Consider the following 18,218-nt stretch of genomic DNA (forward strand, 5'->3'; position numbering starts at 1 on the left):
GCATATTTGCTATTGCTGCTTTGTTTGGGTGAAAGGTGTACTTAATGCAAACAAAACCATAAAGAAGATTAAGGCTTCTGAACTGAGCAGTATGACATCCGTCAGTCCATACAAAAGCAAAAGTAGCATCGAGGTTAGCAGCAGTGCGTTTTTACTTCTAATAGAGTAAGCTATTATCGAAACAAAAAAGAAGCACAAAATTAGCAGTCCAGGAATGCCTTGCAGTGAATATTTTTCAATAAACTCATTGTGCAAATGAATTCGAATGTAACCGAGCGCTGCTGCAACATGTTGATGTCCATTTGCGACATAATTTCGAACCCATGATTCCCTGCTTTCAATAGACTGTCCCAGTGGATGCGCAATGCCAGTCATAAGACCCACGTTCCACATTGAAAAACGAGCCCCCAGAGAAGTTGCATCATGCCCTTCCTGATATTTAGTTATCTCAGTCACTGTTTGTTGAATTTTAGGTGATATCAATGGTTTATAACTTACAATTATGATCCCTGCAACGATGCATAAAAAAATCATTAATGATTTAAGGTGAATTTTTCGGAAATGATAAAGTGTAAGAATAATAGCCAGTAACAGGTAAAGGGCCATGGCGGCACGCGTGGCTGTCAAAAGAATCAGGAAGAAAGATATCAGGACTACGACGCCTGCCAAAAGGTATAATTTCACATTATTCTTTAGGTATAAGCTGTAAACAAAGGCTAATGATAGAACAGAATATACATACGCTGCGATAGTTGGACGGTTTATAGCCATCTCTACGCGATTAATACCTTGTACAGCCTGATAAAGGCCATAAGCTGTGGCAAGGGTATAACCTACAGCTGTACTAATTAAGAAGTATTTCACAAAATTATCTTTTGGTACATAATTTTTGAAACGGTCAAGGTAAAAAATCAAAAGGCTTGCCAGAATTAATTTTTTACTCGATCCAAGATAATCACTGTATGCGTTTAATCCCTCATTATGCAATTCATAAGTGACATACCAAATAAGATTAAGTAACCCTATCAGCATAATAGGATAGGCGATACTAAAAGGATGCCAGGAGATTTTTTTATACTCAAATGCCAAACCCAAGATACTTGCGTATATTGCAATATAGAAAAACTCTCGTTGTTTCCCTGAATTAACAAGCACAAGAGCTAAAGAGATAAGGCTCAATGCGAGTGTTAACTGGTAAGTTCTTAACTTTATTTTTTCCATAACGCCTCAATAACCCTTTTTTTGTAGCTAAAACGAACATCGGTGGACAGGAAAAAAGACAATGTGTACATGGCCTTTACGCGTTGTTTCACGAGTTGCAATTGTTGGTCTGTAAGACAGGACCGATGGTTGCTGTAAATATCAAACCAGTGGCAATTGACAAGATGCCTGTAGCTTGACGGAAATGTTCTTTCCATCTGTAACGTGCATTCGACAAGCGTTGAAATTTTGCTGGCGTCCAGACTGCTCGACAAACTGTCGCGACGCTTGACGTAATAATAATGCCCCTGGCGTTGATAGACTATTTTGCTCGATTGCATCAACATTCCGGGGAAGACAGCGAAATCCTCATAACATAACATTGGAGGAATAGGGTTGCTCTCGTACAGGCTACGATGAATAAACTGGCCAATGAGATGCGCCTGAAAGTCTTTATGGCGTAAGAAACGAGCGACTGCTTCATGTTGTGACAATGGCACAGGGTTGAATCCCTGCCAGTCTGAAGTCATTTTCCGGGGATCGCGAATCTCAAGCAAACGTGTCAGTAACATATCCGGACGTTGCGCTTTCAGAAAGGTAATTGCGTCCCTGAGGCTGCCCGGCTTTAAGCAATCGTCACTGTCGAGCATCGTAATATATTCACCGGATGCCAGTGCGACAGCACTGTTTCGTACCCGGCCGACGTTACGAAAGTTCACGGTGCGCGTTATGATCTGAGGAAATTTAGGTGACCACTCTTCAATTATTGCCTGCGTGGTATCCTCAGAACTGTCATTAAAAATAATAATTTCAGTGTCTTGAACGGTGGCTGCCAGCAGGCTTGAAAGCGTGGCATGCAGCGTAGCTTCAGCGTTATGCGCAGCAATAATGACGCTTAAAAAAGCCATAAAAATTAGTTTCCTTGAGCGTCGGTAGCGCTAGCCAGTGAGCGGGCTTTGGGTAATGTACGGATAAACTGCTGAAGATCGTGTAACGCGGAGTCAGTGACAGAGAATAGTGCTTCCCGTTCTTGCGGGAAGTAATAGCGCGTTTCAAACACATAAGAACAAATGTTGTCGTCATTCCCGATCAGCAACACATTGCCAAGCGGACGTTGTTCATAATGACAACACGGACCAAACAGCAGGACTACCGGAACGCCAACGGCGTCTGCGATATACACATTCCCCGAGTCAGACGCGATATAACAGTCCATCTTAGAAATGGCCCAGGGAAGCTCTTCCAGCGAAATTTTGCCAATAAGATTGATAAAATTAGGGATTTCACCGTAAAGGCGGGTGATATCGTCCATCCACGACTGTTCATTTGGCGCACCGAAGACATAAAACTCGCAGGGTAAATCAGCGAGTTGATCAACAATCCGTTTCCAGATAACCGGAGGAACGGTTTTGGCTTTATTGCCCGCCGCAATACTGATGCCGATGCGGATAACGTCAGGTTTATCAAGAATGGCCGGCCAGGTCGTCGGTTTAAAGAGCGGCTTTGTGGCGTGCTTGGGAGAGTCTTGCCATGTGAGTGCGCGGTCGGCCAGTTTCAGGTAGTTCGACACCGAAAGCGTTTTTTTGCCATGCTCAACGGTACCGTCAGCCGCAAGATAGAAAATCCCGTGATACCACCTGCGCGTGTAAATGGTTAAAAATTGTTTGTTTTTAGCATTGCAGACGGCGGCAAAAAAGAGGTTCACGCTGTTGGGTTGTAGCAGGTAGACGTTGTCGTAGCGGTTCATGATCCTGCACGCGAAGCACAGTTTACGCCACAGGTTGCGCTTATGCTGCTCAATGAAATAGATCTGCTCGATAGTCTCATCATGCTTCGCCAGCGCACCAACGCTGCGACTGACCAACACATCGCTTTTTTGCAGATATGCCAGTAGAGGTGTCGCATTAATAAAGTCACCGATTTTGGCTGTCTGAATGACAAGGTTTTTGCCCGTGTCTTTTCGAAACAGCTTCCGGAGGAGTTTCACCGGAAAGAGTAAAATCAGCAGAAATACATAACTCATGGGTTAAATATCCCTGTTGGAAAGCCGATGGCTGCCATGTAAAAATGAAAAAATAGCATCTGCGCTAATATCCTTCGTTTGTTGCGTAGGGCTGACCATCTGATGCTGGTTTTTACCGTAACCCCCGATCAACCCCGGATCGGTCGGGCCGAAAATCGTGATATTAGGACGATCCAGTGCGGCGGTTAAATGGCTTAACCCTGTATCCACAGAAACGACGGCGTTAGCGCCCGCCAGCTGTGCGGCAACCTGCGCCAGCGTGAGTTTGGGTAACACCTCAACGTGGGAAAAGCCTGCTGCCAGACGTTCCGCACGCTGCCGCTCATGTTCTGCACCCCACGGGAGTTTAATATGGATACCGCAAGGTTGCATTAGTTCAATCAGCCTTCTCCAGTGCGTTTCCGGCCAGTGCTTATCGTCGCGCGTTGTGGCATGCAGGAACACCAGATACGGTTCGGCATGCTCCTCCGTCTCGCGCAAAAAATGCTGTGCAATAGCGTAGTCACCCTGGGCTTCAGGTTTTGCATAGCCCAGGCTTTTCGCGAACAGCTCGCGGGTACGTTCCACGGCGTGCTGCTGCTTCGCAATATGGTGGCGACGATTATAGAACAGGCTCGCCAGCGGTTCGCGGGCGGTTTGCCAGTCCATGCCGTGCTTTACGCCGTGCGCCAGACGCGTGACCAGCGCGGCGCTTTTCACCAGCCCCTGGGCGTCGACGATCGCGTCGTAACGCCGGGCCTGCACCGCTTCGCGGAAGGCTTTGCGTTCGGCTTTAATCTGTGCGGAGAACCACGCTTTGCGCCAGCGGCGAATGGCCACCGGGATCACGCGATCAACCGCTTCATGCCAGGTGGGGATCTGCGCGAAGCCTTCTTCCACCACCCAGTCAAAACGAATGCCGGGAATGGCCCGCATCGCGTCCGTCAGTGACGGCAGCGTATGCAGCACATCGCCCATCGAAGAAGTTTTAACGATCAATACCCGCATTCGTTATCCTTCTTCGCTCAACAGAAGTTCGTTGAGCTCTTCGAGAACGCGCTGCGGCGTAATGTCGATCAGGCTCTGATGGTAGCCTTCTGCGGCATCACCTTTACGTACCTTGTGGTAGCCGGTGATCAGGCGAATTACGCGCGCTTTGTGCGACAGCGGCGGCGTGAAGTCCGGGCTGCTCGGGCCATACAGCGCCACCAGCGGACGATCCAGCGCGGCGGCGACGTGCATCAGGCCAGAGTCGTTGCTGACAACGGCTTTACAGGCGGCAATCAAAATAACCGCCTGCTCGAGCTGCGTTTCCCCGGCCAGGTTTCGGCACCAGGCCTGTTGCTCGGTGCTGAGCGTGGCGAGAATTTCATTGCCCGCCTCGTGATCTTTCGCTGAGCCAAACAGCACAATTTGATAGCCTTCGTCGATCAGCTGTTTCGCCAGCTCTGCGTAGTGATAGTGCGGCCAGCGTTTTGCCGGACCAAACTCCGCGCCGGGGCAGAAGCCAATCATCGGGCGTTCGGACGAAATGCCAAACGCGTTGCAGGTGTGGGATTTCTCCCCGTCGCTTACCTGGAGCTGCGGCCACAGTAGCGGCTGCGGCAGATCTTTCGCGCTGCGCATCACGCCTTTGTCGTAGGCCAGCGCCACGTAGCGTTCTACCATCAGCGGCCAGGCCTCTTTATCCAGCACCCGGGCGTCGTTAAGCAGGCCGTAGCGCATTTCACCGCGCCAACCGGTACGGTGCGGGATGCCCGCAAAGAAGGGCACAAGAGCGGATTTGAAGGAGTTTGGCAGGACATATGCGCGATCATAGCGTTTCTCGCGCAGGCTATGGCCGAGTTTGCGGCGTTCACCGATTTCCAGCGCCCCGTGGCCGAGCGGCATCGGGATCGCCTCGTTCACTTCCGGCATACGCGATAACAGCGGACGGCACCATGCGGGTGCCATCACGTCGATTATCGCCTGGGGATAACGCGCCTTGAGCGTGCGATAGAGACTTTGCGACATCATCATGTCGCCCACCCAGGACGGGCCGATCACCAGTATTTTCATTCACTTCATCCTTCAAGCTGTCTCTGCGTTGGCTGCCTGCGTTCACTCCAGTCACTTACTTTTGTAAGCTCCCGGAGATTCACTTAGTTGCCGCCTTGATACCGCTCGAATGATTTTGTGAATTTATATCGCGGTCACGGTTCAGCCAGGCCATATATTCCGTTACGCCTTCGGCAACGGTCTTGAACGGCTTGTCGTAGCCTGCGGCGCGCAGGTTAGTCAGGTCCGCCTGGGTGAATGCCTGGTAGCGGCCTTTCAGCTTATCCGGGAACGGAATGTACTCGATGCTGCCTTTCTTATGGTAAGCCAGCGTCGCGTCTGCCACCGCCTGGAAGGATTCCGCGCGGCCTGTGCCCAGGTTGAAAATGCCGGACACGCCGTTTTCCAGGAACCACAGGTTCACTGCCGCCACGTCGCCTACGTAGACGAAGTCACGCTTAAAGCCGTCGCTGCCTTCGAACAGTTTCGGACTTTCGCCGTTATTTAACTGGGTGTTCAGGTGGAACGCCACGCTCGCCATGCTGCCTTTGTGGCCTTCGCGCGGTCCGTAGACGTTGAAGTAGCGGAAGCCGACAATCTGAGAGTTTGCTTCTGGGAGGATCTGACGCACGTACTCATCAAACAGGAATTTGGAGTAACCGTAAACGTTCAGCGGCTGCTCATACTCGCGGGATTCGATGAAATCTGAAGTGCGTCCACCGTAGGTTGCCGCGGAAGAGGCGTACAGGAACGGAATTTCACGCTCCAGGCAGTAGTGCAGGATCTCTTTGGAGTACTGATAGTTGTTGTCCATCATGTACTTGCCGTCCCACTCGGTGGTGGAGGAACAGGCCCCTTCGTGGAAGATGGCTTCGATCTCGCCGAACTCTTCACCCGCCATAATCTGGATAAGAAAGTCTTCTTTATCCATGTAGTCAGCGATGTTCAGATCCACCAGGTTTACGAACTTGGTGCCGTCTTTCAGGTTGTCCACCACCAGGATGTCGGTGATGCCTTTGTCATTGAGGGCCTTAACAATATTGCTGCCGATAAAGCCCGCGCCGCCGGTAACGATGATCATAACTGTAACCTTTGAAGTGTGGAGTCCGGGGAACATCCCGAACGCTAATCTCTTTATCATATCATCACAATGCCCGGTCTTCAGCCATTCACCGATATGCAGCAGGGGTACACGTGATTTATGCTGCAAAAACGAGAAGAGATACGGCGTCATCTCGTCATGAACTATTGGTTTGGGTAATATGTGCCAAAATTTGCCGAGTCTGGAGAATTGCAATGCGTGGTGATTTTTACAAACAGTTAAACAGCGACCTCGACACCGCACGTGCGGAAGGGTTGTTCAAAGAAGAGCGTATTATCACGTCTGCCCAGCAGGCGGACATCACAGTTGCCGACGGCAGCCATGTGATCAACTTTTGCGCGAACAACTATTTAGGTCTTGCGAATCACCCTGAGCTGATTGCCGCGGCGAAAAACGGCATGGATACCCACGGCTTCGGCATGGCCTCCGTTCGCTTTATCTGCGGTACCCAGGACAGCCACAAGCAGCTTGAGCAAAAGCTGGCGAACTTCCTCGGAATGGAAGACGCGATTCTGTACTCCTCCTGCTTCGACGCCAACGGCGGTCTGTTTGAGACCCTGCTCGGTGCAGAAGACGCGATTATCTCCGACGCCCTGAACCACGCCTCCATCATCGACGGTGTACGCCTGTGCAAAGCGAAGCGTTTCCGCTACGCCAACAACGACATGGTTGAGCTGGAAGCCCGCCTGAAAGAGGCCCGTGAAGCCGGTGCCCGCCACGTGCTGATCGCCACTGACGGCGTGTTCTCCATGGACGGCGTGATCGCCAACCTGAAAGGCGTGTGCGATCTGGCGGATAAATACGACGCGCTGGTGATGGTGGATGACTCTCACGCGGTTGGCTTTGTCGGCGAAAATGGCCGCGGCTCCCACGAATACTGCGACGTAATGGGCCGCGTAGATATCATCACCGGTACGCTGGGCAAAGCGCTTGGTGGCGCGTCTGGCGGCTACACTGCTGCGCGCAAAGAGGTGGTTGAGTGGCTGCGTCAGCGCTCCCGCCCGTACCTGTTCTCCAACTCCCTGGCGCCGGCGATTGTGGCCGCCTCTATTAAAGTGCTGGAGATGGTGGAATCCGGGGCTGAGCTGCGCGACCGCCTGTGGGCTAACGCCCGCCTGTTCCGTGAAAAAATGAGTGCCGCAGGATTCACCCTGGCCGGCGCTGACCATGCGATCATTCCGGTGATGCTGGGCGACGCGGTTGTCGCGCAGAAATTTGCTCGTGAGCTTCAGAAAGAAGGGATTTACGTGACCGGGTTCTTTTTCCCGGTGGTACCAAAAGGTCAGGCGCGTATCCGCACCCAGATGTCTGCGGCGCACTCGCCTGAACAAATTGAACGTGCGGTGGAAGCCTTTACCCGCATCGGCAAACAGCTGGGCGTAATTGCCTGAGGACGTGTGATGAAAGCGTTATCCAAACTGAAAGCGGAAGAAGGGATTTGGATGACCGACGTGCCGGAGCCGGAAGTCGGTCATAACGATCTGCTGATCAAAATTCGTAAAACCGCCATCTGCGGTACTGACGTTCACATCTACAACTGGGACCAGTGGTCGCAAAAAACCATTCCCGTGCCAATGGTTGTCGGCCACGAATATGTCGGCGAAGTGGTCGGCATTGGCCAGGAAGTGAAAGGCTTCAACATTGGCGACCGCGTCTCCGGTGAAGGCCACATTACCTGCGGTCACTGCCGCAACTGTCGCGGCGGACGTACGCACCTGTGCCGCAACACCGTCGGCGTGGGCGTGAACCGTCCGGGATGCTTCGCGGAATACCTGGTGATCCCGGCGTTTAACGCGTTCAAAATCCCGGACAATATCTCTGACGATCTGGCCTCCATCTTCGACCCGTTCGGCAACGCGGTACACACGGCGCTCTCCTTCGACCTGGTGGGTGAAGACGTGCTGGTCTCCGGCGCGGGCCCAATCGGCATTATGGCGGCAGCCGTGGCGAAGCATGTGGGTGCGCGCAACGTGGTGATCACCGACGTGAACGAATACCGCCTGTCGCTGGCGCGCAAAATGGGCGTCACCCGCGCGGTGGATGTCTCGAAAGAGAGCCTGACAGACGTGATGGAAGAGCTGGGCATGACCGAAGGCTTTGACGTGGGTCTGGAGATGTCCGGCGCGCCACCGGCGTTCCGCACCATGCTCGACACCATGAACCACGGTGGCCGAATCGCGATGCTGGGTATTCCGCCGTCAGATATGTCCATCGACTGGAACAAAGTCATCTTCAAGGGGCTGTTCATTAAGGGCATTTATGGCCGCGAGATGTTCGAAACCTGGTACAAGATGGCTGCGCTGATCCAGTCCGGTCTGGATCTGTCCCCGATTATCACTCACCGTTTCTCCATCGATGAGTTCCAGCAGGGCTTCGACGCAATGCGTTCCGGCCAGTCAGGGAAAGTGATCCTGAGCTGGGATAAGTAATCAAAAAGGGGCCTGAGGCCCCTTTTTTACTGATTCTTTTTCTCTTCGTCCGTCAGGTAACGCACCTTGCGGGTGTAATCCTGACCTTTGAACAGCAGCTTATTATCCGGTGATTCCAGATACTTCTGCCATTCGGAAAGCGGGAAACCGCCGTGCGCGCCAATCACCTCTTTCGGCACAACGGCTTCCTGTCCGCCGATCTTCTTGGAGACCGGCCAGTTCATCCAGTCGCCCAGGTTAACCGTTTTGACATCCAGCATGTCCAGCAGCGCAGCGAGCGGCAGCTGATCGGTCGGCGGCTGCGTATCGTCCATCAGCTCCCAGGTATCCTGGAACAGCGTCAGCCACAGCGGGCAGATACGGCGCCAGGTCTTTTTGGTGGCGGCAAGAAACGCGCCGTTAACATGATCGACCAGATACGGGCGCACCGTTTCTTTGTAATACGCCGGCACTTTCTCCGCTGGCGCGCCGTCCAGCTTGGCAATCATTTTGCCCTGACGGAAGCTGGAGTAGATGTGCATATCCGCCATGTTGATCTCTGGCATTTTAAGCAGGTTGAGATCGGAGTCGATCATCAGCACACCTTCACCGCGCGCCTGCAACGGAGCGTTAAGCTTCACCAGACGACTGAGGTAGATCTGCTTATAGCGGTAACCTTCTTCACGTTTTGGAAGCGTGAGGGTAACAACGCGAGTTTTTGGCGGCAGTTCGCCGAAAGCGGATTCAGGCTGATCGCTGACGATAACAATCTCGCTGACGTCAGAGGCATAACGCTCTGCAAAGGTCGCTGACAATAACGCCTCTTCGACGAAATCTGCGCCCGTACACGGGATCACAATGGAATCAACCGCAACGAGATCGCGCGTGACCGGAAGGGAAGCGTAAGGAATGTTATGACGCCCGGTAATGTGGCGGTAGCGAGCATTCAGGAATTTAAACATGTTCTTCTCGTTTGGTTATTGCGCGCCAAGAACGGCCTCGACACCGTTAACATAGCTTTCAATGGCATACATGTTGCAGACATTCTGGTGCGCGGCTGCGGCGAGCCGGGCGCGCAGAGCAGGATCCTGCCAGATATTATCCAGATGTTGAGCAAGTTGCGACACGTCGCTCCAGGGGAACAGCAGCCCGGTCGACTCATGGTCGATCAATTCTGCCGTGCCGGTCACTTTTGAACCAATCACGGGGATGTTGAGCAGCATTGCTTCCAGCACGACGCGGGGCAAGCCTTCGCTCTGCGAGGCCAGAATGAACGCGTCAAAAGTGGCGAGATAGTCAAAAGGCGTGTTCTGGAAACCGGTAAAAATGACGTGCTCAGCAATACCTGATGCATCAGCTTGTGCAGCCAGCGCGCCGCGTTCAGCCCCTTCACCGACCAGCACCATTTTCCATTTTGCCTGCGGGTGTCTCTGGCTGAACTGTGCCAGCGCCTCCAGCGTGTGGTGGTTGGCCTTACGAGGGATTAACGAGCCAATGCTGCCGAATACAAACGTATCGTCTTCAATGTTCAGTCGCTGGCGCATCGCGCATCGGTCCGGCAAAGGCTGATGGATGTCGATGGCATTGTTGACCGTGGTACACAGCTCTGGCCGGACGCCATGCTGAAGTAGCACGCGTTCAACGCCGTGCGAGACGGCAATGATTTTTGTGGCATGGGCATTCACCAGCTTCACCAGCGGCGGGGTCAGCACTGGTTCAATCCGGCAGTGCTGGATTATCCGTGCACGCAGGTTTGCGCCCGCCAGATACCCTTCTTCATTAGAGCCTGGCTGGTTGTTCATATACAGCGTATCGAATCCACCTTCCCTGAAAATGGTCTCGATCTTGCTGACGTTGGGCCGGATACGCCACAGGGTATCAATATGCCGCGTAAATGCTTTGCGCGCCGAACGCGAGAAAAACAGCAGACCACGTCCCGCTTCTTTCAGGAGTTTTGCCCATGCCGGTTGCTTACGTTGAGGGATAACGAGTAATGGGATCCCAATGCTGTTGAGCACCTGGCCTATCGTTTGACCTTCAGCACGACTATAATCACTGTAAAAACAACAGGTAATGTCGAATTTGTCGCGGTTGATTCGCTTCAGAAGCTCAAGCATACTGTTGGTACCTCCCCCCCATTCTTTGCCTGTGTCCAGGAGGAGGATTTTACGTTTTTGCGGCATGTCTGAATCCGTATGCTACCCTTCATCTGACCGCATTATAAAGAATTTACTGAAATAAAATAGATTTTTTGTATTTCTTTGTCTTTTTATAAGGAAAGGTTTTAAACGCGCTTATTTTAAAAGTGCGATTTAAGACTTTAATCGCCTCTTCTCAATTCGATAGTATTAGCGCAAAAATTTTATGTTGTTTTTGAGAGAGTGAGAATATGTTTAAAATAACGGTTTGCTTATTAACGTTTAACTCCGAAAGAACGTTGCACGATGTTATTCCTCCTCTTTTAAAAATAGCGGATGAATTCGTTGTAGTTGATTCCGGCAGTACAGACGCAACGATATATATTTGCCAGAGTTATGGATTGTCGCCCATATTCAAAAAATATAGCTGGCACGGCGAGCAGATGAATCATGCCGTATCCCATGCGCACAACGACTGGGTGCTGTGCATGGACAGTGACGAAATACTCGATCAAGAAACCGTTGGTGCTATTTTAAAATTAAAAATGGGCGATGAACCCGAACCGGATATGGCGTGGCGGATATGTCGTCACTGGTTTGTTCTGGGAGAAAATGTCCGAACGATTTATCCAGTCTCATCTCCGGATTATCCGGTGCGTCTTTTTAACCGTACGCAGTCGCGATTTAATAACCGGCCAGTAGACGATCAGGTTGAAGGTTTTCTCCGTTCTGAACGTATTCCTGGCTATGTCAGACATGATACGTTTTATTCACTACATGAACTTTTGAATAAATTAAACGGATATACCACTCGCCTGGTTCAATATCAGACGATACGTCCCTCTCTTGGTCGCGGCGCGATCAGCGCTATCGGCGCATTTTTCAAATGGTATCTGTTTAGCGGTGCGTGGCGTAAGGGCAAAGTGGGTGTGGTGACAGGGTTTTATGCCACGGCGTACAGTTTTTTGAAGTATTTCAAGGCCTGGTATCAGGATCGAGAAAAGAAAGAGTCCGTTGCAAAAGAGCAGTCGGACTCTTATCTGGCAGAATAGGCGTTAGCCGATCAGGCTTTTTTTCCCCAACCCTGCCACTGTTGCTGGACGTATTTAACCAGCGTACTGCTGCTGATGCTTTCGCCAATCACCGTGAAGAAGCGGGTTGCATAGACCGGTTCAGGCGGCTGTTTCAGCGTGCAGTTCTTCACGCCGCGGAATGGATTACGCGGCTGCGTTGCGGGTGGTTGCGCGCTACCCGGACGGGAAGTATCCACCTGAGGTTCATTGAGCAGATCGCTCGGACGTACCAGCGTGATATCGGCGGGTAAGCCCGGCAACATTTGCTGCAAAACGCGAACGGTAGACGGATGCGGATGCCCAATGGCAATCGCCGAACCGTTACGGCGCGCCAGCTGTACCGCGCGGTTGAACTGCACGCGGATATCCGCTTCGTTCTGGGAGTCGTCCAGGAAGACTTTGCGCTTGATGACTTTTACACCCGTCCCCTGAGCGGCACGCATCGCCTGGCTGTTGCCGATGGTCATGCTGTCGAGGAAGTAGAGATTGTAACGCTCCAGCGCCTGCATCACTTTCAGCATACCGTACAGGCTGGAGGTCATCGCGCTGCCCATATGGTTATTCAGACCCACGGCATACGGCACTTTATTGTACGCATCGCGGATGATGCGATCGATCTCGTCGCTGCTCATGTCCGGACGCAGGGTATCTTTTTCCAGCGGCTGCTTGCTGAGAGGGGCCATCGGCAGATGGATGAGGACCTGATGGCCGCCATTGTGCGCTTTGGTCGCCATTTCATGCGCGTGAGGCGCATTCGGCAGGACGGCAACAGAGATGGCTGACGGCATCGCCAGCACCTGATTTTCATAGTGTGGTCGATAACCGAAGTCATCAATCACAATCGCGAGTTTGCCTGCATAAACCGGTGCAGCCAGCGCCAGTGCGCTGACGACGGAAAAAACAATTCGACGAAATTGAAGCAAAACTTATCTTCCCAACCACGGCTGTGGATTGACCGCCTGACCCTGACGACGAATTTCGAAATAGAGTGACGGGCGGCCCTGACCGCCACTGCTGCCCACAAGGGCAATGGGTTGACCCGCGCGCACCTGAGTGCCAACGCTGACCAGCGCGCTCTGGTTGTAGCCGTAAAGACTCATGTCGCCTTTACCGTGCTCGACCACCACCACGAGCCCGTAACCCTGTAGCCAGTCGGCCAGGATCACGCGGCCATCGGCGATGGCTTTCACTTCGCTACCTTCAGACGCACCGATAACGATCCCCTTCCAACGTAGCTCACCCTGCAACTGTTCGCCATAGCGATGCAGGATCGTACCGCGAACGGGCCAGTAAGCCTGACCACGCGGGGAGCCGAGGCCGCCGGTACGCGACATCAGGGAACGTTCATTTTCAGTCGGTTTGTAGGTGGTGCCTTTCCGGGAGGCTTCCTGCTGCTTATTACGCACCGCCTGCGCTTCGCGCGCTTCTTTTTCGGCTCGCGCTTTGGCCGCGGCTTCTGCCCGGGCAATGCTGTTACGCAGTCTGGATTCGTTGGCGCGCATTTCGCTCAGCTGGCTTTGTCCTGCCTGGATAGAGGACTCCAGCCCGGCGAGCGTCTTCTTACGCTCATTGCGCGCCTGCTCAAGCTTCTCCTGCTGCGCCTGCTGATCGTAGAGCAGCGTTTGCTGCTGGCTCTGCTTCTCTTCCAGCTCGGCTTTTTGCGTGGTGACTTCTTCGCGCGTCTGTTTCAGCTGCGCAATGGTCTCCTGACGAGCCTGGTTGAGATAGCCGAAATAGGCCTGTAAACGCTGACCGCGCTGGCTCTCTTCACCGCTGAGGATCAACTGAAGGCCTGTGTGCTCACCCTGGCGGAAAGCGGCATCAAGCTGTGCAGCAAGGTTCCGCTCCTGGGCATCGCGCTGACGCTCCAGTTTCGCAATCGATGCGTTCATTTCATCGATTTGCTTATTAAGCTGGGCAAGGGTGTTTTGTGTTTCACGCAGCTTACGCGCGGCGGCGGAAATAGCCTCTTCCTGCTTTTTAAGCTGGGCAAGCAGGGCAGAGCGCTGCTGCTGCTGCTGGCGTACCACACGCTCTTTGGCGGCGATATCGGCCTGAATGGATTTGAGCTGGTCGCGGTCATCCGCGTGGGCAGATGCGGCGCACAGCAATACGCCAGCGCTGAGTGCGCTGGCGCAAAGCAGAGGTCTGACTGATAACCGAAACGGCTTCACGACCCATGTGATTGAAAAAATCGCCTTTCCCCTCATGGGGAGCGATTATTCCACGATGAACAGCGGCTTGCCAGTCATCTCTTCAGGGATTTCCATACCCATCAGCGACAACATGGTTGGCGCGATGTCGGAAAGCTTGCCGCCTTCCACTGCTTTCACTGACTTATCACCTACATAAATCAGTGGAACAGGCAGGTTGGTATGGGCGGTATGCGCCTGACCGGTTGCCGGGTCACGCATCTGTTCTGCGTTACCGTGGTCAGCGGTGATCAGCAGCTGGCCGCCCACGGATTCAACCGCTTTCGCGACCTGCTCAACGCAGTGGTCCAGCGCTTCAACCGCTTTAACGGCAGCTTCCATCACGCCGGTGTGGCCCACCATGTCGCCATTCGGATAGTTACAGATGATGGTGTCGTATTTACCGCTTTCGATCGCGGCCACCAGTTTTTCGGTCAGCTCCGCAGAGCTCATTTCTGGCTGGAGATCGTAAGTGGCGACTTTCGGCGAGTTAATCAGGATGCGGTCTTCGCCTTTAAACGGCTCTTCTACGCCGCCGTTAAAGAAGAAGGTCACGTGCGCATACTTCTCAGTTTCGGAGATGCGCAGCTGCGTTTTATCGTTTTTCGCCATCCACTCGCCGAAGGTATTTTCCAGGGAAGCGGGTGGATACGCGCATGGGGCTTTGATATCCGCTGCATACTCGGTCAACTGGATGAAATCGATCTTCGCCACTTTCTTACGGGCGAAACCGTCGAAATCGCTGTTGACGAAGGCGCGGGTGATTTCGCGCGCGCGGTCAGCACGGAAGTTCATGAAGATCAGCGCATCGCCATCTTCCATAGCGGCATCGGCCTGGCCTTCAGCGCGGATCACGGTTGCCTTCACAAATTCGTCGTTTTCATCACGCGCGTAAGCCGCTTCCAGGCCTTCAACGGCGGTCGGGAACTGGAACTCGCCTTTTGCCAGGGTCAGCAGATCATAGGCTTGCTCAACGCGGTCCCAGCGGTTGTCGCGGTCCATGGCATAGTAACGGCCAACGATGGATGCCACGCGGCCTTTGCCCAGTGCGGCAAATTTATCTTCAAAGGCTTTCAGAGAACCTTTTGCGCTGCGTGGCGGCGTATCGCGACCATCCAGGAAGGCGTGCAGATAGATTTTTTCCGCACCGCGCTCAGCGGCCAGCTCTACCATCGCCATGATGTGATCTTCGTGGCTGTGAACGCCGCCCGCAGAGAGCAGGCCCATAATATGAACGGCCTTGCCTGCGGCAACGGCTTTATCAACTGCTCCGGTGAGCGTTGGGTTGGCAAAGAATGTACGTTCTTTGATTTCAACGTCCAGGCGCGTCAGGTCCTGATAAACGATACGGCCTGCGCCCAGGTTAACGTGACCCACTTCAGAGTTGCCCATCTGACGATCCGGCAGGCCGACTTCCAGACCAGACGCATCAATCAGGGTGTGGGGACGTTTTGCCCATAGCGCATCCATAACCAGGGTTTTGGCGTTGAAAATGGCGTTATCCTGTTGATCTTCACGGTAGCCATAGCCATCCAGAATCACCAGTACCATAGGTTTTTTAGAAACCGACATTGCGACAACCTCATGCTCAAGAGACAAAAAATTTGCGTAATTTTACTACAGCTGAATCGATAAAATAGCCGCAGAAGATCAAAGAAAGCGTGGGGGCAAGGCTGTTCTCAGGCCATTTTGAGGCTTTTTTTACGTGGCATGCCGCAGAAAATAGATTAGCTTTATGTCGCTGGCTGTATTTGCCACAGCGCACAGGTATACTCCTGTCCTGGTTTTTTTAATCACTTAGTCGGGAGTTGTTACCCCCCATGCAAGAAATTATGCAATTCGTTAGCCGCCACCCGGTTCTGAGCATCGCGTGGATTGGCCTGCTGGTCGCTGTACTGTTCACCACATTTAAGGGACTGACGTCTAAAATTAAGGTGATCACCCGCGGTGAAGCGACACGTCTGATCAACAAAGAGGACGCCGTGGTTGTCGATCTGCGTCAGCGCGACGATTTCCGCAAGGGCCATATTGCAGGTGCTATCAACCTGCTGCCAGCGGAAATTAAAGCGAACAACATTGGTGAGCTGGAGAAGCATAAAGCCCAGCCGATTATTGTTGTTGACGGCACTGGCATGCAGGCGCAGGAATCTGCCAACGCACTGCATAAAGCAGGCTTTGAAAACGTAACGGTGCTGAAAGAAGGCATCTCCGGCTGGAGCGGGGAGAATCTTCCTTTAGTGCGCGGTAAATAAGGAGTTAAGTGATGGCCAATATTGAGATCTACACCAAAGCAACGTGCCCGTTCTGCCACCGAGCGAAAGCGCTGCTGTCCAGCAAAGGCGTAACGTTTAAGGAACTGCCGATTGATGGTGACGCGATTAAACGCGAAGAGATGATCCAACGCAGTGGTCGCACAACGGTTCCACAGATTTTTATTGATGCGCAGCACATTGGCGGCTGTGATGACTTGTATGCGCTCGACGCCCGCGGTGGACTCGATCCGCTGCTGAGCTAGAGACTTTAGGACAATTAAAAAGGGTTTTTCCATGTCAGAACAAAACAACACCGAGATGACTTTCCAGATCCAGCGCATCTACACCAAGGATGTCTCTTTCGAAGCGCCAAATGCGCCGCACGTTTTCCAGAAAGACTGGCAGCCAGAGGTTAAACTTGATCTGGATACCGCATCCACCCAGCTGGCGGATGACGTGTATGAAGTCGTACTGCGTGTCACCGTGACCGCCTCCCTGGGCGAAGAAACTGCATTCCTGTGCGAAGTACAGCAGGGCGGTATCTTCTCTATCGGCGGCATCGAAGGTAACCAGATGGCGCATTGCCTGGGTGCATACTGCCCGAACATCCTGTTCCCGTATGCGCGTGAATGCATCACCAGCCTGGTTTCTCGCGGTACATTCCCGCAACTGAACCTTGCGCCAGTCAACTTTGATGCACTGTTTATGAACTATCTACAGCAGCAGGCTGGCGAAGGTGCCGAACAACATCAGGATGCCTGATGAGCACTGTTAATGCGTCAATGACTGTGATCGGTGCCGGCTCTTACGGCACCGCTCTTGCCATCACACTGGCAAGAAATGGTCACGACGTGGTCCTGTGGGGCCACGATCCAAAACATATCGCGACGTTGCAACACGACCGCTGCAACGTGGCGTTTCTCCCGGACGTTCCGTTCCCTGACTCTCTGTATCTGGAAAGCGACCTCGCAACCGCGCTGGCGGTCAGCCGCAATATTTTGATTGTGGTGCCAAGCCATGTGTTTGGCGAAGTCCTGCGTCAGATTAAGCCGCTGATGCGTGCGGATGCGCGTATTGTGTGGGCGACGAAGGGGCTGGAAGCGGAAACCGGACGTCTGTTGCAGGACGTTGCCCGCGAAGCGCTGGGAACAGCGATCCCGCTGGCGGTGATCTCCGGGCCGACATTCGCCAAAGAGCTGGCTGCGGGCTTGCCGACGGCGATCTCGCTGGCGTCCACCGACCAGGCATTTTCCGACGATCTTCAGCAACTGCTGCACTGCGGCAAAAGCTTCCGCGTGTACAGCAACCCTGATTTTATCGGCGTACAGCTGGGCGGCGCGGTGAAGAACGTCATTGCCATCGGGGCCGGGATGTCTGACGGCATCGGCTTCGGCGCGAATGCGCGTACGGCGCTGATCACCCGTGGCCTGACCGAAATGTCACGCCTGGGAGAAGCGCTGGGCGCCGATCCGGCCACCTTTATGGGAATGGCTGGGCTGGGCGATCTGGTGTTGACCTGCACCGACAACCAGTCGCGTAACCGCCGCTTTGGCATGATGCTCGGACAGGGTAGCGATGTCAAAAGCGCGCAGGAGAAGATTGGTCAGGTGGTTGAAGGCTATCGCAATACCAAAGAAGTTCGCGAATTGGCGCATCGTTTCGGTGTCGAAATGCCAATAACCGAGGAAATTTATCAGGTATTGTATTGCGGAAAAAATGCGCGCGAGGCAGCATTGACCTTATTAGGTCGTGCGCGCAAGGACGAGCGCAGCAGCAATTAGCCGGGAAGTATCGTCACCTGAATGACCCAGCCA

The 18,218-nt window shown here is 53.2% G+C and carries 18 protein-coding genes; 7 read left to right on the forward strand and 11 right to left on the reverse strand.

What is annotated here, in order from left to right:
- Nucleotides 1-9: 9 nt before the first annotated feature.
- The 6 genes from L3069_RS00705 to rfaD form a co-directional block, all read right to left on the reverse strand.
- Nucleotides 10-1,221 carry an O-antigen ligase gene (locus tag L3069_RS00705; protein WP_038415029.1) on the reverse strand — a complete coding sequence of 404 codons (1,212 nt, stop codon included), beginning with the start codon at nucleotides 1,219-1,221 and terminating at the stop codon, nucleotides 10-12.
- Nucleotides 1,209-2,108: a glycosyltransferase family 2 protein gene (locus L3069_RS00710; protein WP_023305212.1), complete on the reverse strand. Its 900-nt coding sequence runs from the start codon at nucleotides 2,106-2,108 to the stop codon at nucleotides 1,209-1,211. The genes L3069_RS00705 and L3069_RS00710 overlap by 13 nt, the downstream gene beginning before the upstream one ends.
- 5 nt (nucleotides 2,109-2,113) lie before the next feature.
- Nucleotides 2,114-3,223, reverse strand: coding sequence for a glycosyltransferase family 9 protein (locus L3069_RS00715; protein WP_022646631.1), 1,110 nt, complete (start codon nucleotides 3,221-3,223; stop codon nucleotides 2,114-2,116).
- 3 nt (nucleotides 3,224-3,226) lie between these two features.
- A complete protein-coding gene (rfaC, locus tag L3069_RS00720) occupies nucleotides 3,227-4,210 on the reverse strand; it encodes a lipopolysaccharide heptosyltransferase RfaC (RefSeq protein WP_038415031.1) in 984 nt (327 codons plus the stop codon).
- Between the two features lie 3 nt (nucleotides 4,211-4,213).
- Nucleotides 4,214-5,260, reverse strand: a complete 1,047-nt coding sequence (rfaF, locus tag L3069_RS00725; RefSeq protein ID WP_023305214.1) for an ADP-heptose--LPS heptosyltransferase RfaF — start codon at nucleotides 5,258-5,260, stop codon at nucleotides 4,214-4,216.
- Between the two features lie 79 nt (nucleotides 5,261-5,339).
- Nucleotides 5,340-6,320 (reverse strand): ADP-glyceromanno-heptose 6-epimerase, encoded by a 981-nt coding sequence (rfaD, locus tag L3069_RS00730; protein ID WP_022646634.1) that lies wholly within the window; start codon nucleotides 6,318-6,320, stop codon nucleotides 5,340-5,342.
- 215 nt (nucleotides 6,321-6,535) lie between these two features.
- Between rfaD and kbl the strand changes: the two genes are divergently transcribed.
- Together kbl and tdh are read left to right on the forward strand one after the other, a co-directional pair.
- On the forward strand, nucleotides 6,536-7,732 hold the full coding sequence (gene kbl / locus L3069_RS00735; RefSeq protein WP_015570030.1) for a glycine C-acetyltransferase: 1,197 nt from the start codon (nucleotides 6,536-6,538) through the stop codon (nucleotides 7,730-7,732).
- 9 nt (nucleotides 7,733-7,741) lie between these two features.
- A complete protein-coding gene (gene tdh, locus L3069_RS00740; protein WP_017383610.1) occupies nucleotides 7,742-8,770 on the forward strand; it encodes an L-threonine 3-dehydrogenase in 1,029 nt (342 codons plus the stop codon).
- 26 nt (nucleotides 8,771-8,796) lie between these two features.
- Here the strand turns inward: tdh and L3069_RS00745 are convergent, their stop codons facing one another.
- Both L3069_RS00745 and L3069_RS00750 read right to left on the reverse strand, forming a co-directional pair.
- Nucleotides 8,797-9,711 carry a hypothetical protein gene (locus tag L3069_RS00745; RefSeq protein WP_023305215.1) on the reverse strand — a complete coding sequence of 305 codons (915 nt, stop codon included), beginning with the start codon at nucleotides 9,709-9,711 and terminating at the stop codon, nucleotides 8,797-8,799.
- A 15-nt stretch (nucleotides 9,712-9,726) separates the two neighbouring features.
- Entirely contained in the window at nucleotides 9,727-10,932 is a 1,206-nt protein-coding gene (locus L3069_RS00750; RefSeq protein ID WP_022646636.1) for a glycosyltransferase, read from the reverse strand.
- 206 nt (nucleotides 10,933-11,138) lie between these two features.
- Between L3069_RS00750 and L3069_RS00755 the strand changes: the two genes are divergently transcribed.
- Complete coding sequence (locus tag L3069_RS00755) at nucleotides 11,139-11,939, forward strand: glycosyltransferase family 2 protein (protein ID WP_038415032.1); 801 nt, start codon at nucleotides 11,139-11,141, stop codon at nucleotides 11,937-11,939.
- An 11-nt stretch (nucleotides 11,940-11,950) separates the two neighbouring features.
- Here L3069_RS00755 and L3069_RS00760 read toward each other — a convergent pair whose 3' ends face one another.
- The 3 genes from L3069_RS00760 to gpmM are packed head-to-tail and all read right to left on the reverse strand — an operon-like array spanning nucleotide 11,951 to nucleotide 15,724.
- Nucleotides 11,951-12,883 (reverse strand): divergent polysaccharide deacetylase family protein, encoded by a 933-nt coding sequence (locus tag L3069_RS00760; RefSeq protein ID WP_032622054.1) that lies wholly within the window; start codon nucleotides 12,881-12,883, stop codon nucleotides 11,951-11,953.
- Between the two features lie 3 nt (nucleotides 12,884-12,886).
- The gene (gene envC / locus L3069_RS00765; protein ID WP_230259580.1) at nucleotides 12,887-14,146 is read right to left on the reverse strand and encodes a murein hydrolase activator EnvC; all 1,260 of its coding nucleotides are present in this window, start codon (nucleotides 14,144-14,146) and stop codon (nucleotides 12,887-12,889) included.
- Nucleotides 14,147-14,179: 33 nt separating this feature from the next.
- Nucleotides 14,180-15,724, reverse strand: coding sequence for a 2,3-bisphosphoglycerate-independent phosphoglycerate mutase (gpmM, locus tag L3069_RS00770; RefSeq protein ID WP_038415033.1), 1,545 nt, complete (start codon nucleotides 15,722-15,724; stop codon nucleotides 14,180-14,182).
- A gap of 248 nt (nucleotides 15,725-15,972) precedes the next feature.
- On the opposite strand from gpmM, the gene L3069_RS00775 reads away from it, so the two are divergent.
- Genes L3069_RS00775 through gpsA form a run of 4 tightly spaced genes read left to right on the forward strand, consistent with a single transcriptional unit; the run spans nucleotide 15,973 to nucleotide 18,185 of the window.
- Entirely contained in the window at nucleotides 15,973-16,404 is a 432-nt protein-coding gene (locus L3069_RS00775) for a rhodanese-like domain-containing protein (protein WP_003860840.1), read from the forward strand.
- Nucleotides 16,405-16,415: 11 nt separating this feature from the next.
- Complete coding sequence (grxC, locus tag L3069_RS00780) at nucleotides 16,416-16,667, forward strand: glutaredoxin 3 (protein ID WP_003860837.1); 252 nt, start codon at nucleotides 16,416-16,418, stop codon at nucleotides 16,665-16,667.
- A 31-nt stretch (nucleotides 16,668-16,698) separates the two neighbouring features.
- Nucleotides 16,699-17,166 carry a protein-export chaperone SecB gene (secB, locus tag L3069_RS00785; RefSeq protein WP_003860835.1) on the forward strand — a complete coding sequence of 156 codons (468 nt, stop codon included), beginning with the start codon at nucleotides 16,699-16,701 and terminating at the stop codon, nucleotides 17,164-17,166.
- The gene (gene gpsA, locus L3069_RS00790; RefSeq protein WP_032626563.1) at nucleotides 17,166-18,185 is read left to right on the forward strand and encodes an NAD(P)H-dependent glycerol-3-phosphate dehydrogenase; all 1,020 of its coding nucleotides are present in this window, start codon (nucleotides 17,166-17,168) and stop codon (nucleotides 18,183-18,185) included. Before secB ends, gpsA begins: the two co-directional genes overlap by 1 nt.
- The last annotated feature ends 33 nt before the right edge of the window (nucleotides 18,186-18,218 follow it).

Origin of the sequence: Enterobacter cloacae complex sp. ECL411 (assembly GCF_021869665.1) — a bacterium.
In the GTDB taxonomy this organism is placed as follows: Bacteria; Pseudomonadota; Gammaproteobacteria; order Enterobacterales; family Enterobacteriaceae; genus Enterobacter; species Enterobacter intestinihominis.

Coding starts and splice junctions, on each gene's coding strand:
- L3069_RS00705 (WP_038415029.1), bottom strand. CDS start 1,221: ATGGAAAAAATAAAGTTAAGAACTTACCAGTTAACACTCGCATTGAGC.
- L3069_RS00710 (WP_023305212.1), bottom strand. CDS start 2,108: ATGGCTTTTTTAAGCGTCATTATTGCTGCGCATAACGCTGAAGCTACG.
- L3069_RS00715 (WP_022646631.1), bottom strand. CDS start 3,223: ATGAGTTATGTATTTCTGCTGATTTTACTCTTTCCGGTGAAACTCCTC.
- rfaC (WP_038415031.1), bottom strand. CDS start 4,210: ATGCGGGTATTGATCGTTAAAACTTCTTCGATGGGCGATGTGCTGCAT.
- rfaF (WP_023305214.1), bottom strand. CDS start 5,260: ATGAAAATACTGGTGATCGGCCCGTCCTGGGTGGGCGACATGATGATG.
- rfaD (WP_022646634.1), bottom strand. CDS start 6,320: ATGATCATCGTTACCGGCGGCGCGGGCTTTATCGGCAGCAATATTGTT.
- kbl (WP_015570030.1), top strand. CDS start 6,536: ATGCGTGGTGATTTTTACAAACAGTTAAACAGCGACCTCGACACCGCA.
- tdh (WP_017383610.1), top strand. CDS start 7,742: ATGAAAGCGTTATCCAAACTGAAAGCGGAAGAAGGGATTTGGATGACC.
- L3069_RS00745 (WP_023305215.1), bottom strand. CDS start 9,711: ATGTTTAAATTCCTGAATGCTCGCTACCGCCACATTACCGGGCGTCAT.
- L3069_RS00750 (WP_022646636.1), bottom strand. CDS start 10,932: ATGCCGCAAAAACGTAAAATCCTCCTCCTGGACACAGGCAAAGAATGG.
- L3069_RS00755 (WP_038415032.1), top strand. CDS start 11,139: ATGTTTAAAATAACGGTTTGCTTATTAACGTTTAACTCCGAAAGAACG.
- gpmM (WP_038415033.1), bottom strand. CDS start 15,724: ATGTCGGTTTCTAAAAAACCTATGGTACTGGTGATTCTGGATGGCTAT.
- L3069_RS00775 (WP_003860840.1), top strand. CDS start 15,973: ATGCAAGAAATTATGCAATTCGTTAGCCGCCACCCGGTTCTGAGCATC.
- grxC (WP_003860837.1), top strand. CDS start 16,416: ATGGCCAATATTGAGATCTACACCAAAGCAACGTGCCCGTTCTGCCAC.
- secB (WP_003860835.1), top strand. CDS start 16,699: ATGTCAGAACAAAACAACACCGAGATGACTTTCCAGATCCAGCGCATC.
- gpsA (WP_032626563.1), top strand. CDS start 17,166: ATGAGCACTGTTAATGCGTCAATGACTGTGATCGGTGCCGGCTCTTAC.